The sequence below is a fragment of the Kitasatospora sp. NPDC036934 genome (genome assembly GCF_055608425.1).
In genome coordinates this window covers 19956-44482 of record NZ_JBVJQR010000015.1, presented here as the reverse complement: position 1 = coordinate 44482, position 24527 = coordinate 19956, and the positions used below count along the sequence as shown (strand labels likewise).

Here is a 24527-nt window from a genome sequence, read left to right as displayed (position 1 = left end):
GTCAGCGGCCGAAACACACAATCGGCTGGGGCGGCCCGGCCCGCTCAGGCCGTGAGCACCACCTTGCCGCGGACGTGCCCGGTGCCGACCAGCCGGTGCGCCTGCTCGGCCCGCTCCAGCGGCAGCGACTCGGCGACCTCGATCCGCAGCCCGCCCGTCTCCCAGAGCCGGACCAGCTCGGTCAGCCGCTCGGCGGTGCGCGGCCCCCGCAGTCCCCGGACGCCCAGCCGCTGGGCCTCCGGGTAGTCGACCACGGTGCCGATCCGGTCCCGGTCGGCGACCAGTTCGACGGAGGCCGCCAGGGCGCCCCGGCCGGCCGCGTCGAAGGCCGCGTGCACCCCCTGCGGGGCGACCGCCCGGACCCGCTCGACCAGTCCCTCGCCGTAGGCCACCGGGATCGCGCCCAGCTCGCGCAGGTAGTCGTGGTTGCGCTCGCTCGCGGTGCCGATCACGGTGGCGCCCAGGGCCCGGGCCAGCTGGACGGCGACGGTGCCGACCCCGCCGCTGGCGCCGTGCACCAGGACGGTGTCGCCGGCGGTGACGCCGAGCAGGTCGAGCGCGACGTGGGCGGTCTGGCCGGAGGCGGAGAGCGCGCCGGCCTGCTCCCAGGGCATCCCGGCGGGCTTGGCCACCAGCTGGGCGGCGTCCACCGTGACCAGCTCGGCCTGGCAGCCCAGCACCCGGAAGCCCAGCACCTCGTCACCCACCCGCCAGGCGTCGACGCCCGGCCCGAGCCGGTCCACCACCCCGGCGAACTCGTTGCCGAGGACGAGCGGCGGCTCGGCCACCAGTCCCGGCGGCCGGAAGCCCTCCCGGATCGCGAGGTCCACCGGCTGCACCGCGGCGGCGTACACCCGTATCCGGACCTCGCCCGCCGCGGGCTCGGGGTCGGCCACCTCGGTGACCCGCAGGACCTCCGGACCGCCGGGCGTCGGCACCGTGACCGCCTTCATGGGTAATTCCTCTCGCCGGTTCCTTCACGCGAACGCCCCGATCCTCCGACCTGAAGTGCGCTTGAGGTCAAGCACCTGTTCGGCGCGTCTTCACCAATGGGTGCATTGTCAGATTTATCCTGGGCGGCGCTCAGCCGTCCGTCGCCGACCGGCCGTCCCTCCCGTCGGGACCCGGCCGCCGATCCGCCGTCGAGAGGAACCTCCCCGTGGGCCAGCTGCCCCTGTTCTTCCTGGTGCTGCTCGCCTCCGTGGTGACCATGCCACTCGCCCGAAGGACGGGTGTGCCGCAACCGGTCCTGATGACCCTGCTCGGCATCGTCATGGCACTCGTCCCGCAGATCCCGGACGTCAAGATCGAGCCCGAGCTGATCCTCCCGCTGGTCCTGCCGCCGCTGATCTTCGCCGTCGCCCGGCGCTCCTCGGTCCGCTACTTCAAGGCCAACGCCCGCTCGATCCTGCTGCTGGCGATCGCCCTGGTGGTGGTCACCTCGATCGCCGTGGCCGGCACCGTGCACTGGCTGCTGCCCGCCCTGCCGCTGGCCGCCGCGATCGCGGTCGGCGCGCTGGTCTCCCCGCCCGACCCGGTGGCCGCCGTCGCGGTGGCCGGCAGCGTCGGGCTGCCCCGGCGGCTGGTGGCGATCCTGGAGAGCGAGGGACTGTTCAACGACGTCACCGCGATCGTCATCTACTCGCTGGCCATCGAGGCCGTGGTCAGCGGCGACTTCTCGGTCGGCCACGCCGTGCTGCGCTTCGTGCTGTCCGCGGTGCTCGCCGTGATCGTCGGCGTGGTGCTCGGCTGGGTGAACGCCAAGCTCGCCGACCGCCTGGACGACCCGACCCAGCAGGTCGCGCTCAACCTGCTGGTGCCCTTCGCCGCCTACACCATCGCCGAGGAGATCCACGGCTCCGGCGTGCTCGCCGTCGTGGTCTGCGCGCTCTACCTCGCCGAGCGGGCCGCTGACGCCGACGCCGTCGCCTACCGGCTGGTGGGCAACGCCTTCTGGGAGGTGGTCGAGATCCTGATCACCGGCGTGGCCTTCGGCCTGATCGGCCTGGAGCTGGCCACCGTGCTCAAGGAGGCCGGCCGCGGCTGGACCGGCTTCCTCGGCGACGCCGCCGTGGTCATCGCGGTCGTGGTGGTGGTCCGGCTGCTCTGGCTGCTGCCGGCCGGCTGGCTGTCGAAGAGGCTGCGCAAGGACGCCGAGGAGGACACCCCGTTCAGCTGGAAGGAGAGCGTGGTCCTCTGGTGGTCCGGCATGCGCGGGGTGGCCACCGTCGCGCTGGCCCTCGCCATCCCGCTGACCCTGCACTCCGGCGAGGACTTCCCGGAGCGCGGCCGGCTGGTCTTCATCGCCTTCAGCGTGGTGCTGTTCACCCTGCTGGTCCAGGGCCTGACCCTGCCCTGGCTGGCCAAGCGGCTCGAACTGGACATCGACCAGGACAAGCACGAACAGGCGGTGCGGCAACTCTGGTGGCGGGCCGCCAAGGCCGGGCTCCATCGGCTCGGCGAACTGGAGGAGCAGGACAAGCTGCCCGCCGAGGTCGCCGACCGGCTGCGGGACCGTCAGCACGACCGGCTGGCCCGGCTCTGCCCGGAGAACTACGCCGAGGAGGAGGCCGCCGAGGCGAAGCAGCGGATCTCCCAGTGGCGGGCCGCCGCCGAGGTCGAGCAGGAGATGATCGCCGCCTCCCGGCGCGAGATGCTCATCGCCCGCAGCGAACTCGGCGCCGACCCGGAACTGGTCGACCAGGTGCTGCGCGGACTCGACCTGCGCTCCGAACGGAAGTAGCGGGCGCACCGGAAGTGACGGACAGTCCGCGCCCACCGGGCGGAATGTGCGCGACCCCCTCCCGGGTTGCATAGGCTGAACCCGGGCAGGCCGTCAACGGAGTCGGCGAACCACCAGTACCGCCACGACCTCGCGAACAGGCATTCCACCGCCTGGCCCTCACGCCTGGCCCTGCCGGTTTCTGCACCCAGATGAATCGAGGACCCACCGATGTCGGAGACCCGCGCCGACGCCCGCACCCCGCTCGACCGCACCCCGCAGTGGGCCGCCCTGGCCAAGCACCGCGAGGAGCTGGGCGAGACCCACCTGCGCGAGCTGTTCGCCGCCGACCCCGAGCGCGGCCGCACCCACACCCTGCGGGTCGGCGACCTGCACGTGGACTACGCCAAGCACCTGGTCACCGACGAGACGCTGGAGCTGCTGCGCGAGCTCGCCGCCGCCACCGGCGTCGCCGAGCTGCGGGACGCCATGTTCCGCGGCGAGAAGATCAACATCACCGAGCACCGCGCCGTCCTGCACACCGCGCTGCGCGCCCCGCGCGGCGCTGTCGTCGAGGTGGACGGCGTCGACGTCGTCCCCGCGGTGCACGCCGTCCTGGACAAGATGGCCGCCTTCGCCGACCGGGTCCGCAGCGGCGAGTGGACGGGCCACACCGGCAAGCCGATCCGCACCGTGGTCAACATCGGCATCGGCGGCTCCGACCTCGGCCCGGCGATGGCCTACGAGGTGCTCCGCTCCTTCGGCAAGCGCGACCTGGCGGTGCGCTTCGTCTCCAACGTGGACGGCGCCGACCTGCACGAAGCCGTCCGCGACCTCGACCCGGCCGAGACGCTGTTCATCGTCGCCTCGAAGACCTTCACCACCATCGAGACCATCACCAACGCCGTCTCCGCCCGCGGCTGGCTGCTCGACGGCCTGGGCGCCGGCACCGAGGCGGTGGCCAAGCACTTCGTCGCGCTGTCGACCAACGCCCAGGGCGTGCAGGACTTCGGCATCGACACTGCCAACATGTTCGAGTTCTGGGACTGGGTCGGCGGCCGCTACTCCTACGACTCGGCGATCGGCCTCTCGCTGATGATCGCCATCGGCCCGGACGCCTTCCGCGAGATGCTGGACGGCTTCCACCTGGTCGACGAGCACTTCCGCACCGCCCCGCCGGAGCAGAACGTCCCGCTGCTGCTCGGCCTGCTGGGCGTCTGGTACGGCGCGTTCTTCGACGCCCAGGCGCACGCGGTGCTGCCGTACTCGCACTACCTGTCCAAGTTCACCGCCTACCTCCAGCAGCTGGACATGGAGTCCAACGGCAAGTCGGTGACCCGTGACGGCACCCCGGTCGGCTGGCAGACCGGCCCGGTGGTCTGGGGCACCCCGGGCACCAACGGCCAGCACGCCTACTACCAGCTGCTGCACCAGGGCACCAAGGTGATCCCGGCCGACTTCATCGGCTTCGCCCGGCCGGTCGCCGACCTGCCGGACCGCCTGGTCGCCCAGCACGACCTGCTGCTGGCCAACTTCTTCGCCCAGACCCAGGCGCTGGCCTTCGGCAAGACCCCGGAGGAGGTCGCCGCCGAGGGCGTGCCGGCCGAACTCGTACCGCACAAGACCTTCCAGGGCAACCACCCGACCACCACCATCCTGGCCGCCGAGCTGACCCCGTCGGTGCTCGGCCAGCTGGTCGCGCTGTACGAGCACAAGGTGTTCGTCCAGGGCGCGATCTGGAACATCGACTCCTTCGACCAGTGGGGCGTCGAGCTGGGCAAGGTGCTCGCCAAGCGGATCGAGCCGGTGCTGCTCACCGGCGAGGGCGGCGAGCAGCTGGACAGCTCCACCGCCGAGCTGGTCGCCCGCTACCGCGCGCTGCGCGGCCGCTGAGCCCCGGCCGGGCCGTCCGCTCCGGCGGGCGGCCCGGCCGTGCCGGCTGTTCCCGGCGGGCCGGGAACGCCGAGAGGCCCCTTGCTTTCGCAAGGGGCCTCTCGACTGTCTGTGCGCCGCCAGGGACTCGAACCCCGGACCCGCTGATTAAGAGTCAGCTGCTCTAACCAACTGAGCTAGCGGCGCCTGCTGACAGAGAAGACTCTAGCAGCGGCCCGCGGTCGAGCCAAAATCGAATACCGGCCGGCCTCCGTTCACCCCCCGGTCACGACGACCGGCGAGGCCGGCATGGCCCCGCCGGGCTCGCGCGCCGCCCGTACGCAGGCCCACAGCACCACCGAGGCCCCGGGCAGCCAGGGCTCCCGCTCGTCCGGGGCGACGATCCAGCGGCCCGAGCCCCGGCCGGGGGAGTCCGGGCCGTGCACCATCCGCTGCAGCGGCGGCACCGTCACCGCGTCGCCCTTGCCGTGGCAGAGCAGCGGCGGCACGTCCCGGGCCCACTCCTCCCAGGCCAGCAGCCGGCGGAGCCGGGGGGCCGCGCCGGGCCGGACGAACAGCAGGGTGCGCCCCCGGTAGCCCGCGACCGGGCCGCAGCCGGGGCCGGAGGCCCACAGTTCGTCCAGCACCCGGCGGCCGAACAGCGACGGCATGCTGATCACGTCGAAGGTCCGCCCGCAGGGCAGCACGGAGGGCGCCCACGGGCGGGCCTCCCAGAGGGCGCGCATGCTGCGCGGGTACTCGCTGGCGGAGGCCAGCCAGGCCTCCCCGGCCACGGTGACGTATTCCACCGACTGGTGCGTCCAGATGTCCACGCCCAGCAGCCTGCGCCGTGCGCGCCCCCGAAGGGGCGGAAAGCGCCGTTCGCCGGACAGGGCGACGGGCGATCGCGTACCCTCCGCCGCTGGCATATGCCAGCGGCCGCGGGTCGAGGGGTCAGTCCTCGTGACGGCGCGGCTGGAGCAGGGTGCGGCCGTACTCGATCATCTTGGTGGCGTAGTCCGGGGTCCAGTCCGACCGCTCGGCGATCTCGGCGTCCGACAGCGCGTCGAAGCGGCGCGGGTCGGCGAGCTGGGCGGCGGCGACGGCCTGGAAGTCGGTGGCCCGCTCGGCGGCGGCCCGGAAGGCCAGGGCCAGTTCGGTGGAGCGGCGCAGCAGCTCCGCGGGGTCGTCGATGGACTCCAGGTCGAAGAACCGTTCCGGCTCCGGTTCGGCGGACTGCGGCTCGAACAGGAGCTGCACGGGGCGCAGTCGCCTGGTGGGCTCGGGCGTCTCGGCGGGGGAGTCGGGCATGGACGGACACCTCCGTGGTCTCGGTGAGGGAGGGCGGTGGGCTGCTCCGGGCCGCACCGCCCGATCGTGGCCGTCGTCCATTGTCTCGCGGCGGCGGCCGGTAGCGGAACGGTGCGCGTGCAGGCGCTATTCCCCCGGCGCGCGCCGGGAGGGAGCCCCGGGCGCCGCACATCCGGATCGCGTGCGAACCGGTTGTTCCTGGCGACAACAGTCGCCCACCGAACCGGGAGCACCCCATGCGCGCACTCTCCACCGGCCTCCTGCTGGCCGCCGCCCTGGCACCGGCGCTGCCCGTCGTACCGGCCGGGTCCGCCGCCGCCGCCGAGACCGCCGCAGTGGTCAGCGGGCCGCCGAGCAGCCCGGGCGGCGTCTCTACGGCCACCTGCCCGGCCGGTACCCACCTGACCGGCGGCGGCTACCGGCTCCAGCCCGACGCGGACGGACCGGTGCGCGTCAGCGGGCCGACCGCCGACGCGACCGGCTGGAGCGCCCAGGCCGCGCACGGGTCCGTGGTGGCCTTCGCGGTGTGCGAGACCGAGGACTGACACCCGCTACCGCAGGCGCACCCGGTGGTCGCTCAGGTGCTGGAGGACCTGGTGGTTCGCCTCCCAGCCGTCCGGGAAGGCCACCGGAACGCCCAGCTGCACCGGCTCGGTCGCGGGGTGCTCGTCCAGCAGCTCCGCGATCCCGGCCCGGCCCACCACGATGCAGGCGTGCCGGTGCCGGGAGGCGAGCACGCAGAGCCGGCCGGTCTCCAGGTGGAAGGCGGTCGCGTCGGGGCGCCCGGAGAGCGGGTGAAGCACCACGGTGACGTCGTACTCCCGGCCCTGCAGCCGGTTCGCGGTGTCCACCGTGACGGCCGGACCGACCGTGCCGTCCACCGGGACGCCCACCTTGAGCAGTGCCGCCCGCACCGCCGCCGCCTGGTCCCGGTGCGCGGTGCCGACGGCGATCCGGTCCGCGGTGAGCGGGGCCTCGCCCTGCTCGGAGCGGGCGGTCAGTCCGCGCTCCAGCAGCCGCCGGACGGTGGCCGCGATCGCCGCCACTGCCTGGGGGTCGGTCCGTACGGTGTGCCGGGCGGGCAGCTCCAGCAGCGCCCAGCCGTGCTCGGCCGCCCGGTCGATCACCGCGTCCAGCGCCGAGCCGTCCGGCCGCACGGTGGCGGTCAGTCCGCGGTCGTCCGGGCCGGTGCCGGAGCGGAACGGCGTGTACGGGTAGAAGGCGCGCGAGATCAGCGGTGCCGCGCTGGCCGGCAGCCGCCAGGAGACCGGTAGCCGGTGCGGCTCGATCTGCGGGTTGTGCGCCAGCAGCGTCACCACGGCGCTGCTGGACGGGTCGTAGGACAGGCCCGCCCACTGCTCGGTGCCGACCACGGTGAACGGGTCCAGCTGACCCGGGTCCCCGACGAACAGCGCCCGCTCGAACAGCCGGGCCACCGCGAGCAGGGCGTCCGAGCGCATCTGGTACGCCTCGTCGACGATCGCGTGCCGCCACGGCGCCTCGGCCCGCACCCACTGCCACTTGGCGGAGGTGGAGATCACCACATCGTGCTCGACCAGGTCGGCGACCTTGTCGGAGGGTGTGACGTTGGCGTGCCTCAGCACCTCCGGCCCCGGCCGGGAGTCCGCCGCGTGCAGCCGGCCGATCGTCAACTCCGGTGCCTTCTCGGCCAGTCGGCCGACCAGGTCGTCCACCTGGCCGTTGGTCTGGGCGACGATCATCAGCCGCTCGTCGGCCGCCACCAGCTCCCGGGCGGCCCGCACCACCAGGGTCGACTTCCCGGCGCCGGGCGGGGAGTCCACCACCACGCCGCGCGGCGCACCGGCCGGCGGGTGGACGGTGGCCGCCAGGATGCGGGCCACCGCGGCGTCGGCCGCCGCGCCCGGGGGCTGCTCGCTCATCATTCCCATTCCTCGGTGGCGGTGGCGGTGGCAGCGGTGGCGGCCGGGGGCGCGCTGCCGGGCGGGCCGCCGTGGGTCCACGGGGTGTCGTCCGGCTCGGGCAGCGGCGCGGACTGGCGGACCGTCAACTCGAACAGGGTGAAGGTGACCGGCTCGCCGGGCTCGGGCAGGCTGCCCGGCTCGGGCTCCTTCTTGCGGCCCATGCCGGACAGCACCCGCAGCGTGATGGTGCCCTCGGCCGGGTCCACCGCCACGATCCGCGCCTTCTGCGCGGCCGGGCCGTGCACCCGGTGCGCCTCCCGGCCGAGGTCGGCGTGCGGGCGGTCGGCGGTGCGCAGGGTGACCAGCGGACGCGGCTTGGGGGAGCGTCCGGTGGTGTCGTAGTCCGGCACCACCTCCGTCACCACTCCGCTGAACGCCTCGCCGGACAACCGGTGTTCGGCCATCGCCAGCGGGTCGTCCAGTGCCTCCTGGACGTCCAGCCGGGCCTGCTCGCGCTCGCGCTGGGCGAGCTTGCGGGCCGCCGTGACGGCGTCGTCCTGCCGGGGCTGCGGCGGCTCGCCGGCCGCCAGCCGGTCCCGGTGGCCGGTGTAGGACCAGCGGTCGCCGGTCCAGCGCTCCTCCAGGTGGCCGGCCGGCGGCAGGGCGCGCAGCAGGTCCAGGCCCCGCCAGACGTCCCGCCAGGTGGGCAGCAGCACGGCCGACAGCACCCGCTCCAGCTGTTCCACCGCCGAGCGGACGGCCGCGCGGGCGCGCTCGGCGGCGGCCTCGTCGCGCTGCTCGGTGCCGTGCCGCAGGGCGCTGACGGCCGCGTCGTAGCGGGCGATCGCCGGGGCCAGCACCGCCTCGTCGAAGGCCGGGTCGGTGGCCGGGCCGGCCGGCGGGTGCAGCAGCTGCCCGTGCTCGTCGCGGGCGGACTCGGCCAGCTCGGCGGCCTGCGCGCCGGTCATTCCCGGCGGCGGGCCGTGCCAGGCCAGCCGGGCCGCCAGGTGCTGGTCCTCCAGGTGGCTCTGGCCGGTGGCCCAGTGCCGGGCGAGCAGACCGGTCATCGGCAGCAGCAGGCTGGAGCCGGGCACCTGGGCGCGGTCGGTGAGGTGGGTCAGCCAGCGGCCGAGCAGCGGCACCCGCAGCGGCGCCGGGTGGGGGCCCGGGTCGGCGTCCTCGGCGGTGCGGCGGAACCGGGTCGAGCGGCCGATCAGCGCCAGGTGGTGCACGCCCGCGCCGTTGGGCACGATCAGCTGCGGCGCGTCCGCGCACAACTCGCGGAACACCTGGGTCTTCTCGCCGGTCTCCGGGTCCTTCTCGGAGCCCTCGATCTGCTCGACGTCCGTGCCGAAGGACTCCAGGTAGGGCAGCAGGTCGGCGGCCAGTGCGGCCAGGTAGTCGAACCGCAGGGTGCGGTTGAGCGGCTGGGGCACCAGGTGCAGCCGGGGTGCGTCCCGGTCGGTGCCCAGCAGCACGGCCAGCGGCGCGCCGGACTCGCCGGCCGCGGTCAGCGGGACGACCACCATGGGCCGCTCCGACAGGTGCCGGTGCCGGACGGTGGCCAGCGGCTCGGCCCGCCCGCTGCGGACGGCCTCCAGCCGGGCGAGGGTGGTCAGCAGGCTCATGCCCTCACGCCCAGGGCTTCCGCGCGCAGGGCGGCCGCGTAGGCCAGGCGCTCGGCCGCCTCGTGCGCGCCGTCGCCGTCCGTACCGTCGCCGAGCGCGGTGGCGTCGCCCGCGCCCGCTCCGTCCGCGCCCCCGGGGTGCGGGCCGGGCGCGCGCTGGGCGGCGGCCAGCGCCTCGGTGACCGTACGGATGCTGCCCAGCTCGCCGCGCACGCCCCGGCCGAGCTGCTCGACCCGGTCGTCGCAGCGGGCCCGGGCGCGGCAGTGGAAGCCCAGCTCGCAGGTGGAGAGGCAGTCCGGGCTGTAGGCGGCGGGCACCGCCTCGACCGAGGCGGTGAGCTGCTCGGCGGTCCGGGCCGGGGCGCCGTCGTCGGCGGCGGCCAGGTCGAAGTCGGTGCCCGGCGGCAGCGTCGCCAGCAGCCGCTCGATGCCGGTCATCCGGCTCAGCTGGCGGCGGGTGGTGGCCAGTTCGCGGCGGACGTCGACGGCGACGGCGGTCGGTCGGTTGCCGAAGTCCTTGGGGCAGACCAGCAGCACGCTGGTGCGCGGGCTGCCCGGGAGCCGCTGCTCGGTGTACGGGTCGTCGGACAGCGGGACCCCGGCGGCCGCGGCGGCGGCGTGCTGGAGCGCCAGCACGTACACCGCGGCCTGGCGGGCGGCGGCGCCGACCTTGGCCGGGTCGGCGCTGCCGTCCAGCACCGGGAAGGACTTGATCTCCACCACCGTGCACCGGCCGCCGTGCACCACCAGGGCGTCCGGCTCCAGGTAGGCGGTGCTGCCGGCCACGGAGAGCCGCAGCATCGGGTGGTCCAGCAGCGTCCAGGAGTCCGGGTCGGCGGCGGCCCGGGCCAGTGCCTCGACCGTCCGGTCGGCGCGCACGGCCGGGCCGGAGCGGGGCAACAGGTCCGGCACCAGCAGCGGGGCGCGGTCGTCCACCGGGAGGCCGAGGTGGGCGCGGAGCGGCTCCAGCAGGGCGGCGTGGTCGTCCGCCTTCAGCCGGGACTCGAAGATCACGCCGCGGGCGATCGCGAACGGGGATTGCCCGAAGGGGGCGGGGCGGCCGAGCCGGGCGGCCAGTGCGGACTTGTCCACCCCGGCCGCGTCCAGTACGGCGCGGCGGTGGCAGCCCGGATTGGCGGCCAGCGCGGCGAGGGAGCGGGCGTTCAGACTGCGCTGCGGGGCCGGTCCGCGCAGCTCGGCGAGCCGCTGGGCGAGCGGCTCAGCGGGCCCGCGGAGCGGGACGTTCGTCGAGACGTTCATGGTGCGGCCCAGTGTCGCATCCGGGTCCGACAACGTGGTGCGGACCGGGCGGTTCCGGCCGTGACCGGTCGGTGGCGCCGGGTGTTCCGGGCCCGCGATCGTGGCCGCCGTCGGGGTGGGGGATCATGGAGCCCGGTGCTCAAGGGTGAGACCGACCGTTGACCGCCCCGCTGCGAGGAGCCTTCCATGCCCGCCCGAATCGTGCTGGTCCGCCACGGCGAGACCGAGTGGTCGGCCACCGGCCGCCACACCGGCCGCACTGACATCCCGCTGACCGAGGAGGGGCGCGCGATGGCCCGGGCGCTCGGTGCCCGGCTCGCCGGGGCCCCCTGGAACGGGCTGTCGGACGCGCTCGTCTACACCAGCCCGCTCGGCCGCGCCGAGGAGACCTGCGCCCTGGCCGGCTTCGGCGACCGCGCGGTGGAGCGCCCCGAGCTGATGGAGTGGGACTACGGCCAGTACGAGGGTCGCACCGGCGCCGACATCCGGGCCACCGACCACCCCGGCTGGCTGATCTGGCGCGACGGAGTGCCCGGCGGCGAGAAGCTCTCCGACGTGGCCGCCCGGGTGGACGCCCTCCTCGCCGAACTGAACGAGGAGCACGGGGTCCCGGAGTCGGACACCACCGTCATGCACTGCGCCGACCGGGACGTCATCCTGTTCGCGCACGGCCACCTGCTGCGCATCCTGGCCGCCCGCTGGCTGGGTCTGCCGCCCGAGTTCGCCCAGCGGTTCAAGCTCGGCACGGCGGCGCTGTGCGTGCTGTCCTGGGAGTACGGCGCCCCGGCGGTGGAGGTCTGGAACGACCTGTCCCACCTGGAGGGGCTCAACCAGGGCCGCTGACACGGCTGCTGGCGCCCGGTCAGGCCGCCGCGGCCTGGTCGTACCCGATCAGGAAGCGGCGGACCTCGGCGACCGAGGCGTGCGCGCGCAGCCGCCCCGCGGTGTCCGCCAGCATGCTGCGGATCCGGGTCGAACGGACCTCGCCGAACAGTGCGACGGCGGCCGAGCCGTGGTGCGCCGCCCCCGCCAAGTCCCCCCGGCCGAGCCGGTCGTGGGCCAGTTCGGCGGTGTACAGCACCCGGTTGCGGACGAAGTGCGGCTCCTGCAGCGCTATGGCCAGCGCGGCCTGCTCGCTGGCGCGGTCCCAGTCCTCCAGGGCGGACCAGCACTGCGACTGCAGGCCGGCGATCTCCGCCTCGCCGAAGAAGGACATCCACTCCGGATCGGACTCGGCCGGCCCCCGGTCGAACAGCGCGTAGGCCCGGCCGATCGCGCGTTCGCAGGAGGACCGGTCCCGCAGTACGGCCCAGGCGCCGGCCTCGCGCATGGTCAGCAGAGCGAGCAATCGGGTGGAACTCAGTTCCCGGGCGGCGGCCTGCCCGGCCTGCGCGGCGCGCAGCGCCTCGCGCGGGCGCCCGGCGTCCCGGGCGAGGAAGGCGCTGTTGCAGAAGACGTGCGCCTCCAGGGCGGCGTCCCCGGACATCCGGGCGGTGGCGAGCGCCTCGGAGTAGAACGAGCGGGCGTCCGCGAGCCGGTTCGAGTCGTGCGCCAACCAACCGACGGAGATGGCCAGTTCACCGGCCCCGGCCTGGAGCCGGCGTTCCGTCTCGGCGCTGTAGTCGCCCTCGTTGAGCAGCACGTAGGCGGTGCGCAGCGACTGCCCGGCGAGCTCGTACAGGGCGTCCGCGCCGTGCGCGTCGTCGGCCAGTCTGATCTCCCGGACGGCCTGTTCGACGCCCTGCACCTCGGCGGCGCCGACCTTGCGCAGCGGCGGCACCGGACCCGGCCGGCCGGGCACCACCGGCTCGGCGCCGAGCAGCGAGGGCGCGGCGAACTCCGCACCGGGGACGGCGCCGCGGCGGGGGAAGGCGCCGTGGCCGGTGACCGGGCCGGGGCCCGCGGCCGGGCCGGAGCCGGCACCGGTGACGGGCCCGGCGGCGGCCGGCCGGTCGATGCCGATCACGGTGGCCAGCGCGGTCGAGCCGCCGGCCAGGAACGTACGGCGACGCACGTCGTCGTTCTCCTCGTCGGGATAGGGCGATCCATCGGGCCCCCTGGGCACCGCGCCGGCCATCGGCCACGGAGGCCCGTCCGGAGCGGCTGGATCCGCGTACGGCGAGGCAGCGTACGGGAGTCGGGTGGAGAGTGGTGAGCGCGGGGCGGGCAGGGGCGGGAACGGCGGGTGGAGCGGGGGAGCCCCGGCGGCCGCACCGCCGCCGTCCACCGAGCGGCGGCGGACGGCGGTGCGGGGGGCGAAGCCGAGGTCGGTGAGCGTGCGATCCGGCCACATGTGCCGGAAGACCCGCTCGTAGGCGTAGTTGGGGCAGCGGATCTCACCGGACTCGACCCGACCGACGTAGCGGGCGTCGCAGGACACGTGCTCGCCGATCTCGCGGGCGGCCCGGCGGACCGCCATGGCGAACTCGCCGGGTGAGCGGTCGCCGCGCAGTGCGCGCATCACGGGGTTGGGGGACGGTCGGTTCGGCTCGGCCGGTGGGGTGGCTGCCATGGCGCCGAGAGTACTCGGAGTCACCGACCGGCCACACTCGGTTGGTGGGACATCTACCCTCAATCCGGTGCAAGACGGGCGTAGTTGCCGAATATCCGCCATGAAATGCCATGCCTTGCTGTAAGGCGCCCCGTGGCCTCGGGCCCTCCTGCCGCGTTGTCCTGATACGTGGAAGCCCAGGCCGCCCCCCGGCCCGTCCCCGCCCCCGCGGCCCCACCCCCGGCGGCAGCGCTTCCGACCCGACGAGGTAACAGGAGGGCCCATGATGGCCACCGGACTGCCACAGCACCGACCCGTCGCCGGGGGCGTGCTCGCCGCCGCCGCCCCCGCCCTGCTGCCCGATCCCGACGACGAACGGTTCCGCGGCCGAAGCCGCGGCCCGGTCGACGGCGGCCGCGGTGCCTGCGGCGGACTGCGCCGGGACCACCCCGTCCCCGCCGAGGACACCCTCGTCACGGGCTGCGACACCGTGACGGTGGCCCTGCGGCACGGCCTGGAGGCCGTCGACATCCTGCGGCTGCGCCGCGCCTGCGGGGCCGTCCTGCAGAGCCGCAACGGCAGCACCGTCTCCTTCCTCGTCCCGGCCGGCACCTGGGAGACCTGGCACCTGCCCGGCAGCTCCTGTACGGCCGGCGCCCTGGTGCCCGGCACCACCGACCCGCGCTGGGTCATCCCGCCCGCCGGCGCAGGCCGCGCCGCCCGCCCCACCGACGCCTGGGTACTCCGCTCCGCCCTCTGCGAGGCCGCCTGCACGCTCACCGCAAGCGGTCTCGGCCCGTTCTAGCGGCGTGCCGCGCGGATCCCGCCGGGCCCGCACGCCTCCGGCCGGATCCCCGCGGCACGCCCCTGACCAGGGGCGTGCCCTTCCTGCGACGACGCTGCCCTTGTCTCCTTCGGCGACTGTGCCGTGCCGGCCGCGGTGACTGTGCGGTGCCGCGTCCGGTGACTGTGCGGTGCCGCGTCCGGCGACTCTGCGGTGCCGCGTCCGGCGACTGTGCCCGTGTCGCCTCCGGCGACTGTGCCCGTGTCGCCTCCGGCGATAATGACCGACATGGGACGAAGCAACAGGGCCGCGCGGAGCCCCGAACCGGCGCTCACCACCGGCGCGGACGGCCGTAGCCACGCCCAGGGGCCGCTGTCCCGGCCGGTCGGCTCCGGCCTGGCCGAGCTGCGCCCCGACCGGGACCGCCCGCACGCCTGGTCGCTGCTGATCGACGGTGCCCCGCAGTCCCTGGTCGACCTCGCCGACCCCACCCACCTGGGCTTCGAGTACCAGCGCCGGCTCGGCCACCTGATCGACCTGGTCGCCCCGGCCGGCCGCCCGCTGACCGTCCTGCACCTGGGCGGCGGCGCCCTCACCCTGGCCCGCTACGTGGCCGCCACCCGGCCGCGCTCCCGCCAGCAGGTCGCCGAGATCGACACCGCGCTCACCGAACTCGTGCGCGCCGAACTCCCGTTGGAACGCGGCTGGCAGATCAAGGTGCGCGGCGCGGACGCCCGCGAGGTGCTGGAACGCACCCCCGAGGGGAGCGTCGACCTGGTCATCACCGACGTGTTCTCCGGTGCCCGCACCCCGGCCCACTGCACCACCGTCGAGTTCACCACCCTCGCCGCCCGAGCCCTCGCCCCCGACGGCTGGTACACCGCCAACATCGCCGACGGCGGCGCCCTGCCCTTCGCCCGCTCCCAGGTCGCCACGCTCGGCGCGGTCTTCCCCGAACTGTGCTTGACCGCCGACCCGGCCGTGCTGCGCGGCAAGCGCTTCGGCAACCTCGTCCTGGCCGCCGCCCACACCCCACTGCCGATCGCCGACCTGAGCCGCCGGGTCGCCTCCGACTCCTCCCACGGCCGGGTCGAACACGGCCGCACCCTCACCGACTTCACCGCCGGCGCCACCCCCGCCACCGACGCCACCGCCGCTCCCTCCCCGACGCCCCCGCCGGGCGTCTTCCGCTGACGGCCGCCGGGCCCGGACCGCCGGTCTGCGCCGCTTCACCGTCGACTCCGACCCGAACGCCGAGCCCTTCCGCCCGGTGCTGGGCGCCGTCCGCATCGGCGTCACCTCCGTCCGCTTCCGTGCCCGGGCGGGAACTCCTGCTGCCGGAGGTGGACCTGGCGCCCCGAGCCCGACGCCGGCTCAGTGCCCGCGCGGCAGTCCGCGGTGCTTGCACATGGCCGCGCCGGTGAGCAGCAGTCCGGCGGCGATGGGGGCGAGCACCGCGGTGGCGGTGGCGGAGCCGTCCGTCTCGGCCGTCACGGTCGCGGTGTCGGCGAGGGCGAGAGCCTCGGGTGTGTCGCTGTCGGCGGGTGCGGCCGGGGCTGCGGCGCTGTCGGTGGCCGGACCGGTGGGTCGGGTCGCGCCCGGCCCCTCGTGGGCCGCGGCCTCCTGGACCGGGGGCGTTCCGGCGGTGTCGGGCCGGGCGGTGCCGGTCGGGTCGGTGGTGCCGGAGCGGGGCCGGGGGACGGCGGGCAGTGCGGAGGGTTCGCCTTCGCGGGAGGCGCGGGTTTCGCCGGGGCGGCCCTGGGCGGGGACGGTGCCGAGCAGGCCGGAGGCGAGGGCGAAGGCGTCGGGGACGGCGGTGCCCTGTCCGGGGAGGGGGAGTCCGCCGGAGCGGATGCGCTCCTGGAGGGTGTCGACGGCGTCGGCGGCCCCGTCGACGGGTTCCGTGACCGGCCCGGGTGCGCGGCCGGGTTCGGCGGCTGCGGACCGCCCCGTTCCGGGCGGCCGGGCGGCTGACTGCCCGTTCGGCGCCGCTCCGCCGTGGAGGGGCTGGCGGACGGCCGACCGGGGCTGTCCGGGGGACGGTTCGGCGGCGGCCGTGGCCGCGTACGCACCGGTGGCGCCGACGCCCCAGAGCTGGGCGAGCAGGGCCCCGCCCGCGGCGACGGTGCGGGGGCGGGGGAGCCACCGGGCGAACGCCCGCCGTGCTCCGGCGACGCCGCGGGGGGCGGGTTCCTGGGGCTCGGTCGCGTGATTGGCTCGCATGTGAGTTGAGAACGAGCGGGCGGGGGGTGAGGTCACGGCCGCCGTCACGGACAGTCATCGTGCGAGTGGCCCCGGGCTGCGGTTTCCGGGGCCACCGACCGTGCGGGGGTCAGGAGTTGGGACGCAGGGTCCAGGTGACCGTCATCACACCGGTGACGGCGCCGTCGGCGCGGGTGATCTCGACGGTGACCGGGAACTCGGGGCGGCCGCCGGCGTCCAGCTCGGCGACGACCTCGGCGGCCGGGCGGCCGAGCACGGCGGTGGCGGTGACGTCGCCCATGGCCAGCTTCTTGTAGGCGATCTCGGCGTTCACGGCGAGCGGCACGGCCCGGGACATCTGGTCCCCGAAGGCGGCGATCACGATGCAGCCGCTGGCGGACTCGGCGAGGGTGAACATCGCGCCGGCGTGCGGGCCGCCGACGTGGTTGTGGTACGCGGGCTGGTCCGGCAGCCGGAGCACGGCGCGCTCGGGGGTGGTCTCCAGGTACTCGAGCTTGAGGGTGTGCGCCATCGGCACGGTGGCGTCGAGCATCTGGCCGATCGAAGGAGTGGTCATGGCGACGATGTTACTAGCCGGTAGCTTGTTGCGGCAGGGGCCGGGCGGAAATCCCGGGCAGCCGGGCGGAACTGAGCCCGCGCCTGATCGGGGAACGCGAAAACGCCTGAGGGGCCGATCTCTTGAAGAGATCGGCCCCTCAGGCTCTGGGGTGAGTGACGGGACTCGAACCCGCGGCCACCTGGACCACAACCAGGTGCTCTACCAACTGAGCTACACCCACCATCTGTCCGGTCCGTTCCCGCTCTCGCGTTCCCGTTCCGACAGGAAGAACTCTACAGGATCCGAGAGGGTGCTCGCGCCAGGGTTTCCTTGCGGTGGACGAGGGCACCCCCTCCGACTCTGCGACGGGTGCGGTCAGTCGGCCGCGGCCCGGTACTTCTCGGCGATGGCGCGCGCGGTGTCGGCGTCCGGCCCGGGCTGCGGGACGAACACCGCCTCGCGGTAGTACCGCAGTTCGTCGATGCTCTCGCGGATGTCCGCGAGCGCCCGGTGGTTCCCGCCCTTCGGCGGGCTGTTGTAGTACGCCTTCGGGTACCAGCGGCGGGCCAGCTCCTTGATCGAGGACACGTCCACGATCCGGTAGTGCAGGTGCTTCTCCAGGGCCGGCATGTCCCGGGCCAGGAAGCCGCGGTCGGTGGCCACCGAGTTGCCGCACAGCGGCGTCTTCCCGGCCTCCGGCACGTGCTCGCGCACGTACGCGAGGACCCGCTCCTCGGCCTCGGCCAGGGTCACGCCCTGCGCCAGCTCCTCCAGCAGGCCGGAGGAGGTGTGCATCTCCCGCACCACCTCCGGCATGTTCGCCAGAGCGTCCGCCGGCGGGCGGATGATGACGTCCACACCCTCGCCGAGGATGTTCAGCTCGGAGTCCGTCACCAGCACCGCGACCTCGACCAGGGCGTCCCGGTCGAGGTCGAGGCCGGTCATTTCACAGTCGATCCATACCAAACGGTCATTCACGCAACTCACCCTACGGCGCGATCACGCGCCGCGGGGACCGCTGGAGCCGACCGGGGTGCCGCGGTGGTCTCGGCCTGGTGCTCCTCGGCCCCGCCGTGGCCGCCGGGGCCGTCCGGGTGTTCGCCCTCCCGGCCGGATCGGACCGCGTGGCCCTCCCGCCCGGGACGGCCCTCGCGTCCGGTCCGGCCGCCGTCCGCCGCGGTGGCCCGGGCACCCGGGGTACGGGCCTGGGGGGCCAGTGCCTGCCGGCCCCGCAGGTCGCCCGCCCCGGCCGACGGCTGCCCGGCGGCACCGGCCGGCACCCGGCCGGTCGGCGCACCACCGTGCGCCCGCCCGGCCGCGCCCGGCTCGTCCCCGGGCCGCTCGACCGCGCTGCGGTGCCCCTGGCCCTGGCCCCGCGCCCCCGGTTGGGGGTGCCCGTCCTCGGCCGCCGCGTGCTCGGCGGTGCGCGGCGGACGTCCCGCACCCGGACCGGCCTGCGGCGGGACCAGTGGCGACCGCCCCGGACCGCGCGCCACGCCCGGCTGCCCGGGGTGCGGCTGCTGCGCGGCCTGCTGGTGGGGGTACGGCTGACCCGCGCGGCCGTGGAAGCCCTGGGCGGCCGGCGTCCCGACCTGCCCCGGACCGTACGGGCCGGCCTGCCCGTGCGGCACCGGCTGTCCGTGCCCGGCCGGTTGCCCGTGCTGGCCCGGCTGGCCGGTCGGCGCCTGCGCCCCCGGACCGGCCGGGTACGGGTGGGCCTGCGGCCCGCCGTGCACCGCGCCGCCGAACAGGCTGCCGCCCGCCGAGGCCGCCGCGTGCGGCAGGGCACCGGGCATCCGGAGGTCGGCGCCGTGCGCCCCCGCCGGGGCGGCCGACTGCTGCCCGGGGCGCCGCGCCCGGTAGCTGGTCCGGTACGCGGCCGGGGAGACCCCGAGCTGGCGGCGGAAGTGCCCGCGCAGCGCGACCGGCGACCGGAACCCGCACCGGCGCGCCACGTCGTCCACCGACAGCTCCGACGTCTCCAGCAGCCGCTGCGCCTGGAGCACCCGCTGGGTGATCAGCCACTGCAGCGGCGCGCTGCCGGTGAGCGTGCGGAAGCGGCGGTCGAAGGTGCGCCGGCTCATGTAGGCACGCGCCGCCAGCACCTCGACGTCGAACTGCTGGTTGAGGTTCTCCAGCGCCCAGGTGACCACCTCGGCCAGCGGGTCGTTGCCGATCTCCTCCGGTAAAGACTGATCGATGTACTGGGCCTGTCCTCCGCCGCTGCGGCGGCTGGGCACCACCAGGCGGCGGGCCAGCGCGTTGGCGGCCTCGGCGCCGTGGTCGCTGCGGACCACGTGCAGGCAGAGGTCGATCCCGGCGGCGGTGCCGGCCGAGGTCAGCACGTCGCCGTCGTCCACGAACAACTCGCGCGGGTCGACGTGCACCCGCGGGTAGCGCTTGGCCAGGGTCGGCGCGTACATCCAGTGGGTGGTCGCCGGGCGGCCGTCGAGCAGGCCGGCCGCAGCGAGCACGAAGGCGCCGGTGCAGAGTCCGATGATCCGCGCGCCCTCGTGGTGGGCCTTGCGCAGGGCGGCGATCGCCTCGACCGGCGGCGGCTGCGAGATCGAGCGCCAGGCCGGTACGACGATCGTCCCGGCCCGGGCGAGGGCCTCCAGGCCGTACGGCGCCGAGAGGGTCAGCCCGCCGGTGGTGGCCAGCGGGCCCTCCTCGCCGGCGCAGACCAGCAGCCGGTAACGGGGGACCCCGGCGTCCTGGCGGTCCACGCCGAAGACGGAGAGCGGGATGGAGCTCTCGAAGATCGGTGCGCCGCCGAAGATCAGCACCGCGACGGTCTCCCGGCGGCGCCGGCCGGACAGCTTGCGCGGGGCGCCGATGGTCGCCTGGGCGGTCGGGGAGGCGTTGCCGCCCGGCCCGCCGTGGCCCAGCGGGCCGTGGCCGGGGGCGGTGCCCAGGGCGAGGCCGCCGCCGAGCGGGCCGGCGCCGACGCCGTTCACCCCGGGGGTCGTGCCGCCGGCGGGGTAGGCCGGGTGGCCGGGGTAGCCCGGGTTGCCGGCGTGGGCCGGGCTCCCTGGGTAGCCGGGGTTTCCCGGGTGGCCGGGGTAGTCGCCGCCGTAGGACTGGGGCGGGCCGCCGTAGATCTGGGCCGGGCTGACGGGGCCTCGGCTGACGGACTGCCCGGCGGGGTGCTGGTGTCCGGCCTGGACCGGCTGGGCCCCGTACTGCGCCGGGTTGCCGTAAGCCGGGTTGCCCTGGGTGGGGCCCCCGTACGCGGGGCCGCCGTGGGCCGGGCCGGTGTGTTCGGGCGGGGCGTGGCCGGCGGTGGCGGACGGCACGGCGGGATAGGGGGAGTGCGAGGCGGGGCCCGAGTTGCCCGGAGTGCCGGAGGCGCGGGTGGCGGCGGTGATCGCGGAGGTGCTGCTGCTTCTCGCGGGCCGACTCGTGGTGCCGGCCGGCGCCTGGCCGCTGTCAGGACCCGCGTCGCTCCTGCTCACCCTGCTCAAGGCGCTCAAGCCCCCTCGGTGGTGTGGTGTGGGTGGTGCGGCACTGCTGGCCAAGATCGAAATCTATCGGGTGGACCGTTGCCGTTGTGACAAGTTCACCATCCGACGCTATGTCGACATGGCAATTTGGCGTGATGCATTCGATCACGAAGCGTGGCACCCGTCGACCCTTCTGGGAAGAGGGCCGGTGCAACGGTGGCTGGTTGTCGCGGGGCGGTTCCTGGGGCGTCCGGCTTCCGGGCACCCGGGAGGCGGGTCTGGGCTGCGGATTTGCCCAAGGAGGAGGACGCGGCACGAAATTGACCGAAAATCGGCGGTGCACGGGAGGGCGCACGCGCGCCGGCCGTGCGCCGCCCAGGCTTCATCCGGCCAGTGCCGGGGCGGCCGGACCGGCACCGCCGCCGCGGGGCTACGGTCCTGTCGTGAACACCGACCGCCGGCTCGAACAGGCCAACGACAACGCCGCCGCCTTCTGGCTCGCCCAAGCCCGTGCGCACGGCTGGCGCTCCCACGTCCGACCGGGCCTCACGGCCGTTCGCTGCGCCCGCACCCCGGACGACTCCCAGCGCTTCGTGGTCACCCGCCCCTACGCCGAACCAGCGGACGTGGAAAAGCAGTTGGCGGATCTGCTGGCCGCGTGGGGGACCATCCGCTTCACCCTGGAGGACCCGTACGGCGGGCTCGACCTGACCCGGTTCGGAGCCGCCCGGATGCCGATCATGCCGGTGATGGCGCGCGAGCCCGGCCCGGTCGAGGGGGCGGCCGCCGAACTGCCCGCCGGGCTACCGGCCGGGCTGCCGGTTGTCGCGCGGGCTCGCGGCGGCGGCATCCTGACGGTCGATGAGGCGCTGGACGGCGACACCTTCGCGCTGGTCGAGCGGACCGTCGTGGACGGCTTCCCGCTGCCCGCCCGACAGCCCTGGACCCGCGGCGAGGCGCTCCCGGAAGCGCTGCTGCGCGAGCCGGGCTGCCGGGCCTGGATCGGCCGCGTCGACGGCGCGCCGGCGGGCGCCTGCCTCACCTACGACGACGGCGCCGCGACCGGGGTGTACTGGGTCGCCACCCTCCCTGACCAGCGCGGTCAGGGAGTGGCCGGGGTCGTTCTGCGGACCGCCCTGGCGCATGCCCATCCGCAGCGCCCGGCGACCCTGGTCGCCACCTCGGCCGGCGAACCGCTCTACCGCGCCCTCGGGTTCACCGAGCAGACCCCCACCTGCTGGTGGAACCGCACCTCGTCGGTCGGCTGACCGGCGGGGGCGGGTGCACGGGGCGGGAGCGCGACCGGCCGCGGGCCCGGTTCGGTGGCTGGTTCCGGGCCCCCGGCCCGTGGACCGCTCGGGGGCCCGGTGCTACCGGCCGACCGCCGCCGCGGCGGCCACGGAGCCGATCGGGGCGATGGCGAGCAGCGCCCCGGCGGTCGGTGCCGCACTGGCCGGCGTCGCAACGGCCAGCGCCGTCACGGTCGTTGCCGCAGTGACCGGCGCCGCGGCGAACACCGTCCGAGCAGGCTTGGTCCCACCCGCACCACCAGTCCCACCAGCACCTTCGCCCCCACCGGCCGCCTTACGGAGGGGAGTTGGCCGGGCCAGCGCGACCGCCCGCTCGACGTTCGCGCCCGGATCCGCCCCGCCGCCCGGACGCGTGCCCTCACCCGCCGCGACCCTCGGCCCGCTCCGCACCCCCGCGCCCTGGAGGCCGTCGGCGATCGCAGCAAACCCGCCTGATCGGTTTCGGACACCGGACCCGACTCCGGACGCCGCCCCGCCCGCTGGGGCGAAGGCCGTCCCGGTGTTCACGGGAGCGGGCGCATTCGGGCCCTCCGGGGCGGTCACCGTCGGACGTACGCCGGGGCGTGCGCCGATCAGCGCCGTCGCGAGTACCGGTGCCCCGGCCGCCGGGCGCTGGCCCGGATCGCCCGCGCGGACCCCTGGGCGCACGCCCAGCCGCACTTCCGGTCGCACGCCGGGCCGCACGCCAGGCCGGATGTCCGACCGGAGGCTCGACCGGGCCGAGGGTGCGGTGCGCGCGGCCAGCACCAGACCGACGGCCTCCGGCAGACCGGCCGCCTTCAGCGTGGGCCGGTAGCCGTTCTCCGCCCACGGCCGGCCGTGGTGCAGCCAGACGCTGCGCAGCCCGGCCAGTTCGGCGCCGGCGATGTCGGCGGGCGCGTGGTCCCCGACCATCCAGGTGTGCGCCGTCCAGTCCCCGACCGGTCGGATGCCGCACCGCCGGGCGGCTATCTCGAAGATCAGCGGATCCGGCTTGACGCAGTCGGCCTCCTCCGAGATCACCCAGCCGTCGACCAGTGGCCCCAGTCCGGTCCGCCGGATCTTCTCCAACTGCGGCCGGGTGCCGCCGTTGGAGACGATCCCGAGCGTCCACCCGGCCGCCCGCGCCGCCCGCAGCGCCTCGATGTTCCGGGCCGGGCAGTGGATGTGCGAGTTGATGCCGCGTCGGAAGTGCGCGAGCAGGAACTCGACGGAGGCGTCCAGACCGTAGCGGCGCCGGACGGCGGACAGTACGGTGCTGCGCGGCACGTAGCCGCCGCCGTCGAGGGTGACGAACCAGTCCAGGTCGCCGGGCGGCAGGTGGTGTTCGGACAGGAAGTCCTGCGCCCAGGCCCGGAAAGCGGCGTCCCGGGGGAGCAGCGTGTTGTCGAGGTCGAACAGGAGCAGGGGCATGCCGAGCATGGTGCCAGTGGCCGCGCCTATGCACCTGGCAAATGCCAGACCGCGTCGCGAAGCCGTACGAAGTGGCTGAAAGGGCCCGGACACCCGATGGACGGGGCGGGCCCGGACGGGTCCGAGAGCAGGTCGGGGCTCGCGGGGCGTGACGATTCGCGACGCCCGGCAACGGATCGTCGCCAATCCATGACAGTCCGGTCACGGTGTCCCACGGGCCTGTTGCGCCGCCCGGTCCGCTCAGTCAAGCTCCTTAGAACCTCCGTTCTGGAGGGGGCGCGATCGCCTGCGGGCAGGGCGCACTGCCACGGCGGGCGCATCCTCCTTTCGCGGGAACAACGTCGCTCCGGGGCTTCGCCGCTGGGCTGGGCCCCGTCCTCGTCGTACTCTGAAAGGAACAGGTCACATACGGTGCTGCGCGGCGCAGACCGACGTCATCCCGTGGGCGGGCCTGTCGCCCGGGCAGCGTTGTCCTCTCCTGTCGGCCCCTCTCCATTGAAGAGCCGTGAGCCATGGCTGGTTTTGAGTTCTCCCGACCGGTCGAACCGGATGCGCCCCGCAGTGCGGACGCAGGGCCCCAGAGAGACGACGTCCGTACCGGCCCCGACCCGGCCGACGGGCAACGCGGTGAGCAGCTCGGCGGGCGCGCCGACGGACAGCTCGACGGGCGTGCCGACGGGCGTCTCGACGAGCGCGCCGACGGACGTGCTGAGAAGTGCGTCGGCGGTCGCGCAGCTGACCGGCCTGGTGCGCGCGCCGAAGGCCGTGCCGGCGGTGGCGTTGACGCCGGTGGCCGAGCCGAAGCCGGCGCCGACCGTGGTGCCTACCGTGGTGCCGATCCGCACGCCGAGTCCCCGGGCCGCCTCCGGCCGGTCGGCGAGGGGAGCAGTGAGCGTCCTGGAGAGCGGACCGGTGAACCGGATGACCGGCGCCACGGTACCGTCGACGTGGCCCGGCCCGCGGTCGCGAGCCCTGAACGGCCCGAATTGCAGGGCCTGGCACGCGCCTTGCGCAGCCTCCGCCGCGGCAGCCTCGCCCGGCGCGACCGCCCGGGGCCGCGCGAGCGACGTGACGGGCGCCCGGCCGACCCGGTGGAGCCACCGGTGACGGGCGGCCGTCCCGGCCCCGGCCCCGGCCCCGGCTCCGAGCGTCCCGGCACGGCTTCCGGCCCGGTTGGTGGGCAGACCGGCCCGTCGGCGGACGAGTCGCCCGGCCGTTCCCACGACCCGGTGTTCCAGCACGGCGTGGTGGTCGGCTTCGACGGCTCGCTGTCGAGCGAGCGCGCCCTCGCCTACGCCGTCGGCATGGCCCGCCGTTCGCAGTGCGGCCTGGTGATCGTGCACGTCGCCAACCGCCTGCCCGCCACCGTCTGGGCGGGTTGTGAGCCTCCCGTCTTCGTCGATCTCCCGGACCACCGCACGGAGGTCCTGGGGCTTGAACTCGCCTGTGCGGACTTCCTCGCGGGGGTACCGTGGATCCTGATCGAGCGGGGCGGCGACATCTGCCACGAGATCGAGGAGGTCGGCCGTGAGTACGCCGCCGACGCGATCGTCGTCGGCACGACGCACGGCCTGCTCGGCAAGATCTTCGGCTCGGTCTCCGGGCGGCTGGCGCGGCGGGCCAACCGCCCGGTGATCGTGATTCCCTGAGGCCTCCCGCGAACTCCCGCGG

General features: G+C 75.3%; 20 protein-coding genes, 2 tRNA genes and 1 pseudogene. 8 read left to right on the top strand and 15 right to left on the bottom strand.

From position 1 onward, the window contains the following. Window positions 1–44: 44 nt before the first annotated feature. Entirely contained in the window at window positions 45–953 is a 909-nt protein-coding gene (locus ACZ7BZ_RS23480; RefSeq protein ID WP_470360008.1) for an NADP-dependent oxidoreductase, read from the bottom strand. A gap of 206 nt (window positions 954–1159) precedes the next feature. On the opposite strand from ACZ7BZ_RS23480, the gene ACZ7BZ_RS23475 reads away from it, so the two are divergent. Both ACZ7BZ_RS23475 and pgi read left to right on the top strand, forming a co-directional pair. After that, window positions 1160–2743 carry a Na+/H+ antiporter gene (locus tag ACZ7BZ_RS23475; RefSeq protein WP_470360007.1) on the top strand — a complete coding sequence of 528 codons (1584 nt, stop codon included), beginning with the start codon at window positions 1160–1162 and terminating at the stop codon, window positions 2741–2743. A 210-nt stretch (window positions 2744–2953) separates the two neighbouring features. After that, a complete protein-coding gene (pgi, locus tag ACZ7BZ_RS23470; RefSeq protein WP_470360006.1) occupies window positions 2954–4615 on the top strand; it encodes a glucose-6-phosphate isomerase in 1662 nt (553 codons plus the stop codon). Window positions 4616–4727: 112 nt separating this feature from the next. Here pgi and ACZ7BZ_RS23465 read toward each other — a convergent pair. The 3 genes from ACZ7BZ_RS23465 to ACZ7BZ_RS23455 form a co-directional block, all read right to left on the bottom strand. Beyond that, window positions 4728–4801: transfer RNA gene (locus tag ACZ7BZ_RS23465), tRNA-Lys, on the bottom strand. Window positions 4802–4869: 68 nt separating this feature from the next. After that, a complete protein-coding gene (locus tag ACZ7BZ_RS23460) occupies window positions 4870–5523 on the bottom strand; it encodes a bifunctional DNA primase/polymerase (RefSeq protein ID WP_470360005.1) in 654 nt (217 codons plus the stop codon). A gap of 25 nt (window positions 5524–5548) precedes the next feature. Next, the gene (locus ACZ7BZ_RS23455; protein ID WP_380459772.1) at window positions 5549–5905 is read right to left on the bottom strand and encodes a hypothetical protein; all 357 of its coding nucleotides are present in this window, start codon (window positions 5903–5905) and stop codon (window positions 5549–5551) included. Window positions 5906–6141: 236 nt separating this feature from the next. On the opposite strand from ACZ7BZ_RS23455, the gene ACZ7BZ_RS23450 reads away from it, so the two are divergent. Beyond that, window positions 6142–6450, top strand: a complete 309-nt coding sequence (locus tag ACZ7BZ_RS23450; RefSeq protein WP_470360004.1) for a hypothetical protein — start codon at window positions 6142–6144, stop codon at window positions 6448–6450. 6 nt (window positions 6451–6456) lie between these two features. Here the strand turns inward: ACZ7BZ_RS23450 and ACZ7BZ_RS23445 are convergent, their stop codons facing one another. Genes ACZ7BZ_RS23445 through ACZ7BZ_RS23435 form a run of 3 tightly spaced genes read right to left on the bottom strand, consistent with a single transcriptional unit; the run spans window position 6457 to window position 10675 of the window. Further along, window positions 6457–7809 carry an AAA domain-containing protein gene (locus tag ACZ7BZ_RS23445; protein WP_470360003.1) on the bottom strand — a complete coding sequence of 451 codons (1353 nt, stop codon included), beginning with the start codon at window positions 7807–7809 and terminating at the stop codon, window positions 6457–6459. Next, window positions 7806–9416: a hypothetical protein gene (locus ACZ7BZ_RS23440; RefSeq protein WP_470360002.1), complete on the bottom strand. Its 1611-nt coding sequence runs from the start codon at window positions 9414–9416 to the stop codon at window positions 7806–7808. Before ACZ7BZ_RS23440 ends, ACZ7BZ_RS23445 begins: the two co-directional genes overlap by 4 nt. Next, window positions 9413–10675, bottom strand: a complete 1263-nt coding sequence (locus ACZ7BZ_RS23435) for a hypothetical protein (RefSeq protein WP_470360001.1) — start codon at window positions 10673–10675, stop codon at window positions 9413–9415. The genes ACZ7BZ_RS23440 and ACZ7BZ_RS23435 overlap by 4 nt, the downstream gene beginning before the upstream one ends. A gap of 186 nt (window positions 10676–10861) precedes the next feature. Here ACZ7BZ_RS23435 and ACZ7BZ_RS23430 point away from each other — a divergent pair, with 186 nt between their 5' ends. Next, window positions 10862–11518 carry a histidine phosphatase family protein gene (locus ACZ7BZ_RS23430; RefSeq protein ID WP_470360000.1) on the top strand — a complete coding sequence of 219 codons (657 nt, stop codon included), beginning with the start codon at window positions 10862–10864 and terminating at the stop codon, window positions 11516–11518. 19 nt (window positions 11519–11537) lie between these two features. On the opposite strand, the gene ACZ7BZ_RS23425 is transcribed toward ACZ7BZ_RS23430, so the two are convergent. After that, window positions 11538–13187, bottom strand: a complete 1650-nt coding sequence (locus ACZ7BZ_RS23425) for a tetratricopeptide repeat protein (protein WP_470359999.1) — start codon at window positions 13185–13187, stop codon at window positions 11538–11540. Window positions 13188–13449: 262 nt separating this feature from the next. On the opposite strand from ACZ7BZ_RS23425, the gene ACZ7BZ_RS23420 reads away from it, so the two are divergent. After that, window positions 13450–13971 carry a hypothetical protein gene (locus ACZ7BZ_RS23420; RefSeq protein ID WP_470359998.1) on the top strand — a complete coding sequence of 174 codons (522 nt, stop codon included), beginning with the start codon at window positions 13450–13452 and terminating at the stop codon, window positions 13969–13971. A gap of 267 nt (window positions 13972–14238) precedes the next feature. Beyond that, on the top strand, window positions 14239–15144 hold the full coding sequence (locus ACZ7BZ_RS23415) for a spermidine synthase (RefSeq protein WP_470359997.1): 906 nt from the start codon (window positions 14239–14241) through the stop codon (window positions 15142–15144). 180 nt (window positions 15145–15324) lie between these two features. Here ACZ7BZ_RS23415 and ACZ7BZ_RS23410 read toward each other — a convergent pair whose 3' ends face one another. The 5 genes and pseudogenes from ACZ7BZ_RS23410 to ACZ7BZ_RS23390 all read right to left on the bottom strand — a co-directional run. Then, complete coding sequence (locus ACZ7BZ_RS23410) at window positions 15325–16173, bottom strand: hypothetical protein (protein ID WP_470359996.1); 849 nt, start codon at window positions 16171–16173, stop codon at window positions 15325–15327. 109 nt (window positions 16174–16282) lie between these two features. Further along, entirely contained in the window at window positions 16283–16729 is a 447-nt protein-coding gene (locus ACZ7BZ_RS23405; RefSeq protein ID WP_380459791.1) for a DUF4442 domain-containing protein, read from the bottom strand. Window positions 16730–16876: 147 nt separating this feature from the next. Beyond that, a tRNA-His gene (locus ACZ7BZ_RS23400) sits at window positions 16877–16952 on the bottom strand. A 134-nt stretch (window positions 16953–17086) separates the two neighbouring features. Continuing rightward, on the bottom strand, window positions 17087–17689 hold the full coding sequence (orn, locus tag ACZ7BZ_RS23395) for an oligoribonuclease (protein ID WP_380459793.1): 603 nt from the start codon (window positions 17687–17689) through the stop codon (window positions 17087–17089). Window positions 17690–18548: 859 nt separating this feature from the next. Further along, window positions 18549–19548, bottom strand: a pseudogene (locus ACZ7BZ_RS23390) (helix-turn-helix domain-containing protein); the annotation flags it as partial. A gap of 1049 nt (window positions 19549–20597) precedes the next feature. On the opposite strand from ACZ7BZ_RS23390, the gene ACZ7BZ_RS23385 reads away from it, so the two are divergent. Further along, a complete protein-coding gene (locus tag ACZ7BZ_RS23385) occupies window positions 20598–21422 on the top strand; it encodes a GNAT family N-acetyltransferase (RefSeq protein WP_470359995.1) in 825 nt (274 codons plus the stop codon). Window positions 21423–21524: 102 nt separating this feature from the next. On the opposite strand, the gene ACZ7BZ_RS23380 is transcribed toward ACZ7BZ_RS23385, so the two are convergent. Together ACZ7BZ_RS23380 and ACZ7BZ_RS23375 are read right to left on the bottom strand one after the other, a co-directional pair. Beyond that, entirely contained in the window at window positions 21525–22856 is a 1332-nt protein-coding gene (locus tag ACZ7BZ_RS23380; protein ID WP_470359994.1) for an HAD family hydrolase, read from the bottom strand. Window positions 22857–23290: 434 nt separating this feature from the next. Next, on the bottom strand, window positions 23291–23701 hold the full coding sequence (locus ACZ7BZ_RS23375; RefSeq protein ID WP_470359993.1) for a hypothetical protein: 411 nt from the start codon (window positions 23699–23701) through the stop codon (window positions 23291–23293). 258 nt (window positions 23702–23959) lie between these two features. Between ACZ7BZ_RS23375 and ACZ7BZ_RS23370 the strand changes: the two genes are divergently transcribed. Then, the gene (locus tag ACZ7BZ_RS23370) at window positions 23960–24505 is read left to right on the top strand and encodes a universal stress protein (protein ID WP_470359992.1); all 546 of its coding nucleotides are present in this window, start codon (window positions 23960–23962) and stop codon (window positions 24503–24505) included. The last annotated feature ends 22 nt before the right edge of the window (window positions 24506–24527 follow it).

What these genes read in the sequence shown, in the direction of transcription:
- ACZ7BZ_RS23440 (WP_470360002.1), bottom strand. Translation starts at nt 9,416, where the DNA reads ATGAGCCTGCTGACCACCCTCGCCCGGCTGGAGGCCGTCCGCAGCGGG.
- ACZ7BZ_RS23380 (WP_470359994.1), bottom strand. Translation starts at nt 22,856, where the DNA reads ATGCCCCTGCTCCTGTTCGACCTCGACAACACGCTGCTCCCCCGGGAC.
- ACZ7BZ_RS23430 (WP_470360000.1), top strand. Translation starts at nt 10,862, where the DNA reads ATGCCCGCCCGAATCGTGCTGGTCCGCCACGGCGAGACCGAGTGGTCG.
- ACZ7BZ_RS23450 (WP_470360004.1), top strand. Translation starts at nt 6,142, where the DNA reads ATGCGCGCACTCTCCACCGGCCTCCTGCTGGCCGCCGCCCTGGCACCG.
- ACZ7BZ_RS23460 (WP_470360005.1), bottom strand. Translation starts at nt 5,523, where the DNA reads ATGCCAGCGGCGGAGGGTACGCGATCGCCCGTCGCCCTGTCCGGCGAA.
- ACZ7BZ_RS23420 (WP_470359998.1), top strand. Translation starts at nt 13,450, where the DNA reads ATGATGGCCACCGGACTGCCACAGCACCGACCCGTCGCCGGGGGCGTG.
- ACZ7BZ_RS23425 (WP_470359999.1), bottom strand. Translation starts at nt 13,187, where the DNA reads ATGGCAGCCACCCCACCGGCCGAGCCGAACCGACCGTCCCCCAACCCC.
- ACZ7BZ_RS23445 (WP_470360003.1), bottom strand. Translation starts at nt 7,809, where the DNA reads ATGATGAGCGAGCAGCCCCCGGGCGCGGCGGCCGACGCCGCGGTGGCC.
- ACZ7BZ_RS23415 (WP_470359997.1), top strand. Translation starts at nt 14,239, where the DNA reads ATGGGACGAAGCAACAGGGCCGCGCGGAGCCCCGAACCGGCGCTCACC.
- ACZ7BZ_RS23435 (WP_470360001.1), bottom strand. Translation starts at nt 10,675, where the DNA reads ATGAACGTCTCGACGAACGTCCCGCTCCGCGGGCCCGCTGAGCCGCTC.
- ACZ7BZ_RS23405 (WP_380459791.1), bottom strand. Translation starts at nt 16,729, where the DNA reads ATGACCACTCCTTCGATCGGCCAGATGCTCGACGCCACCGTGCCGATG.
- ACZ7BZ_RS23455 (WP_380459772.1), bottom strand. Translation starts at nt 5,905, where the DNA reads ATGCCCGACTCCCCCGCCGAGACGCCCGAGCCCACCAGGCGACTGCGC.
- ACZ7BZ_RS23410 (WP_470359996.1), bottom strand. Translation starts at nt 16,173, where the DNA reads ATGCGAGCCAATCACGCGACCGAGCCCCAGGAACCCGCCCCCCGCGGC.
- ACZ7BZ_RS23480 (WP_470360008.1), bottom strand. Translation starts at nt 953, where the DNA reads ATGAAGGCGGTCACGGTGCCGACGCCCGGCGGTCCGGAGGTCCTGCGG.
- pgi (WP_470360006.1), top strand. Translation starts at nt 2,954, where the DNA reads ATGTCGGAGACCCGCGCCGACGCCCGCACCCCGCTCGACCGCACCCCG.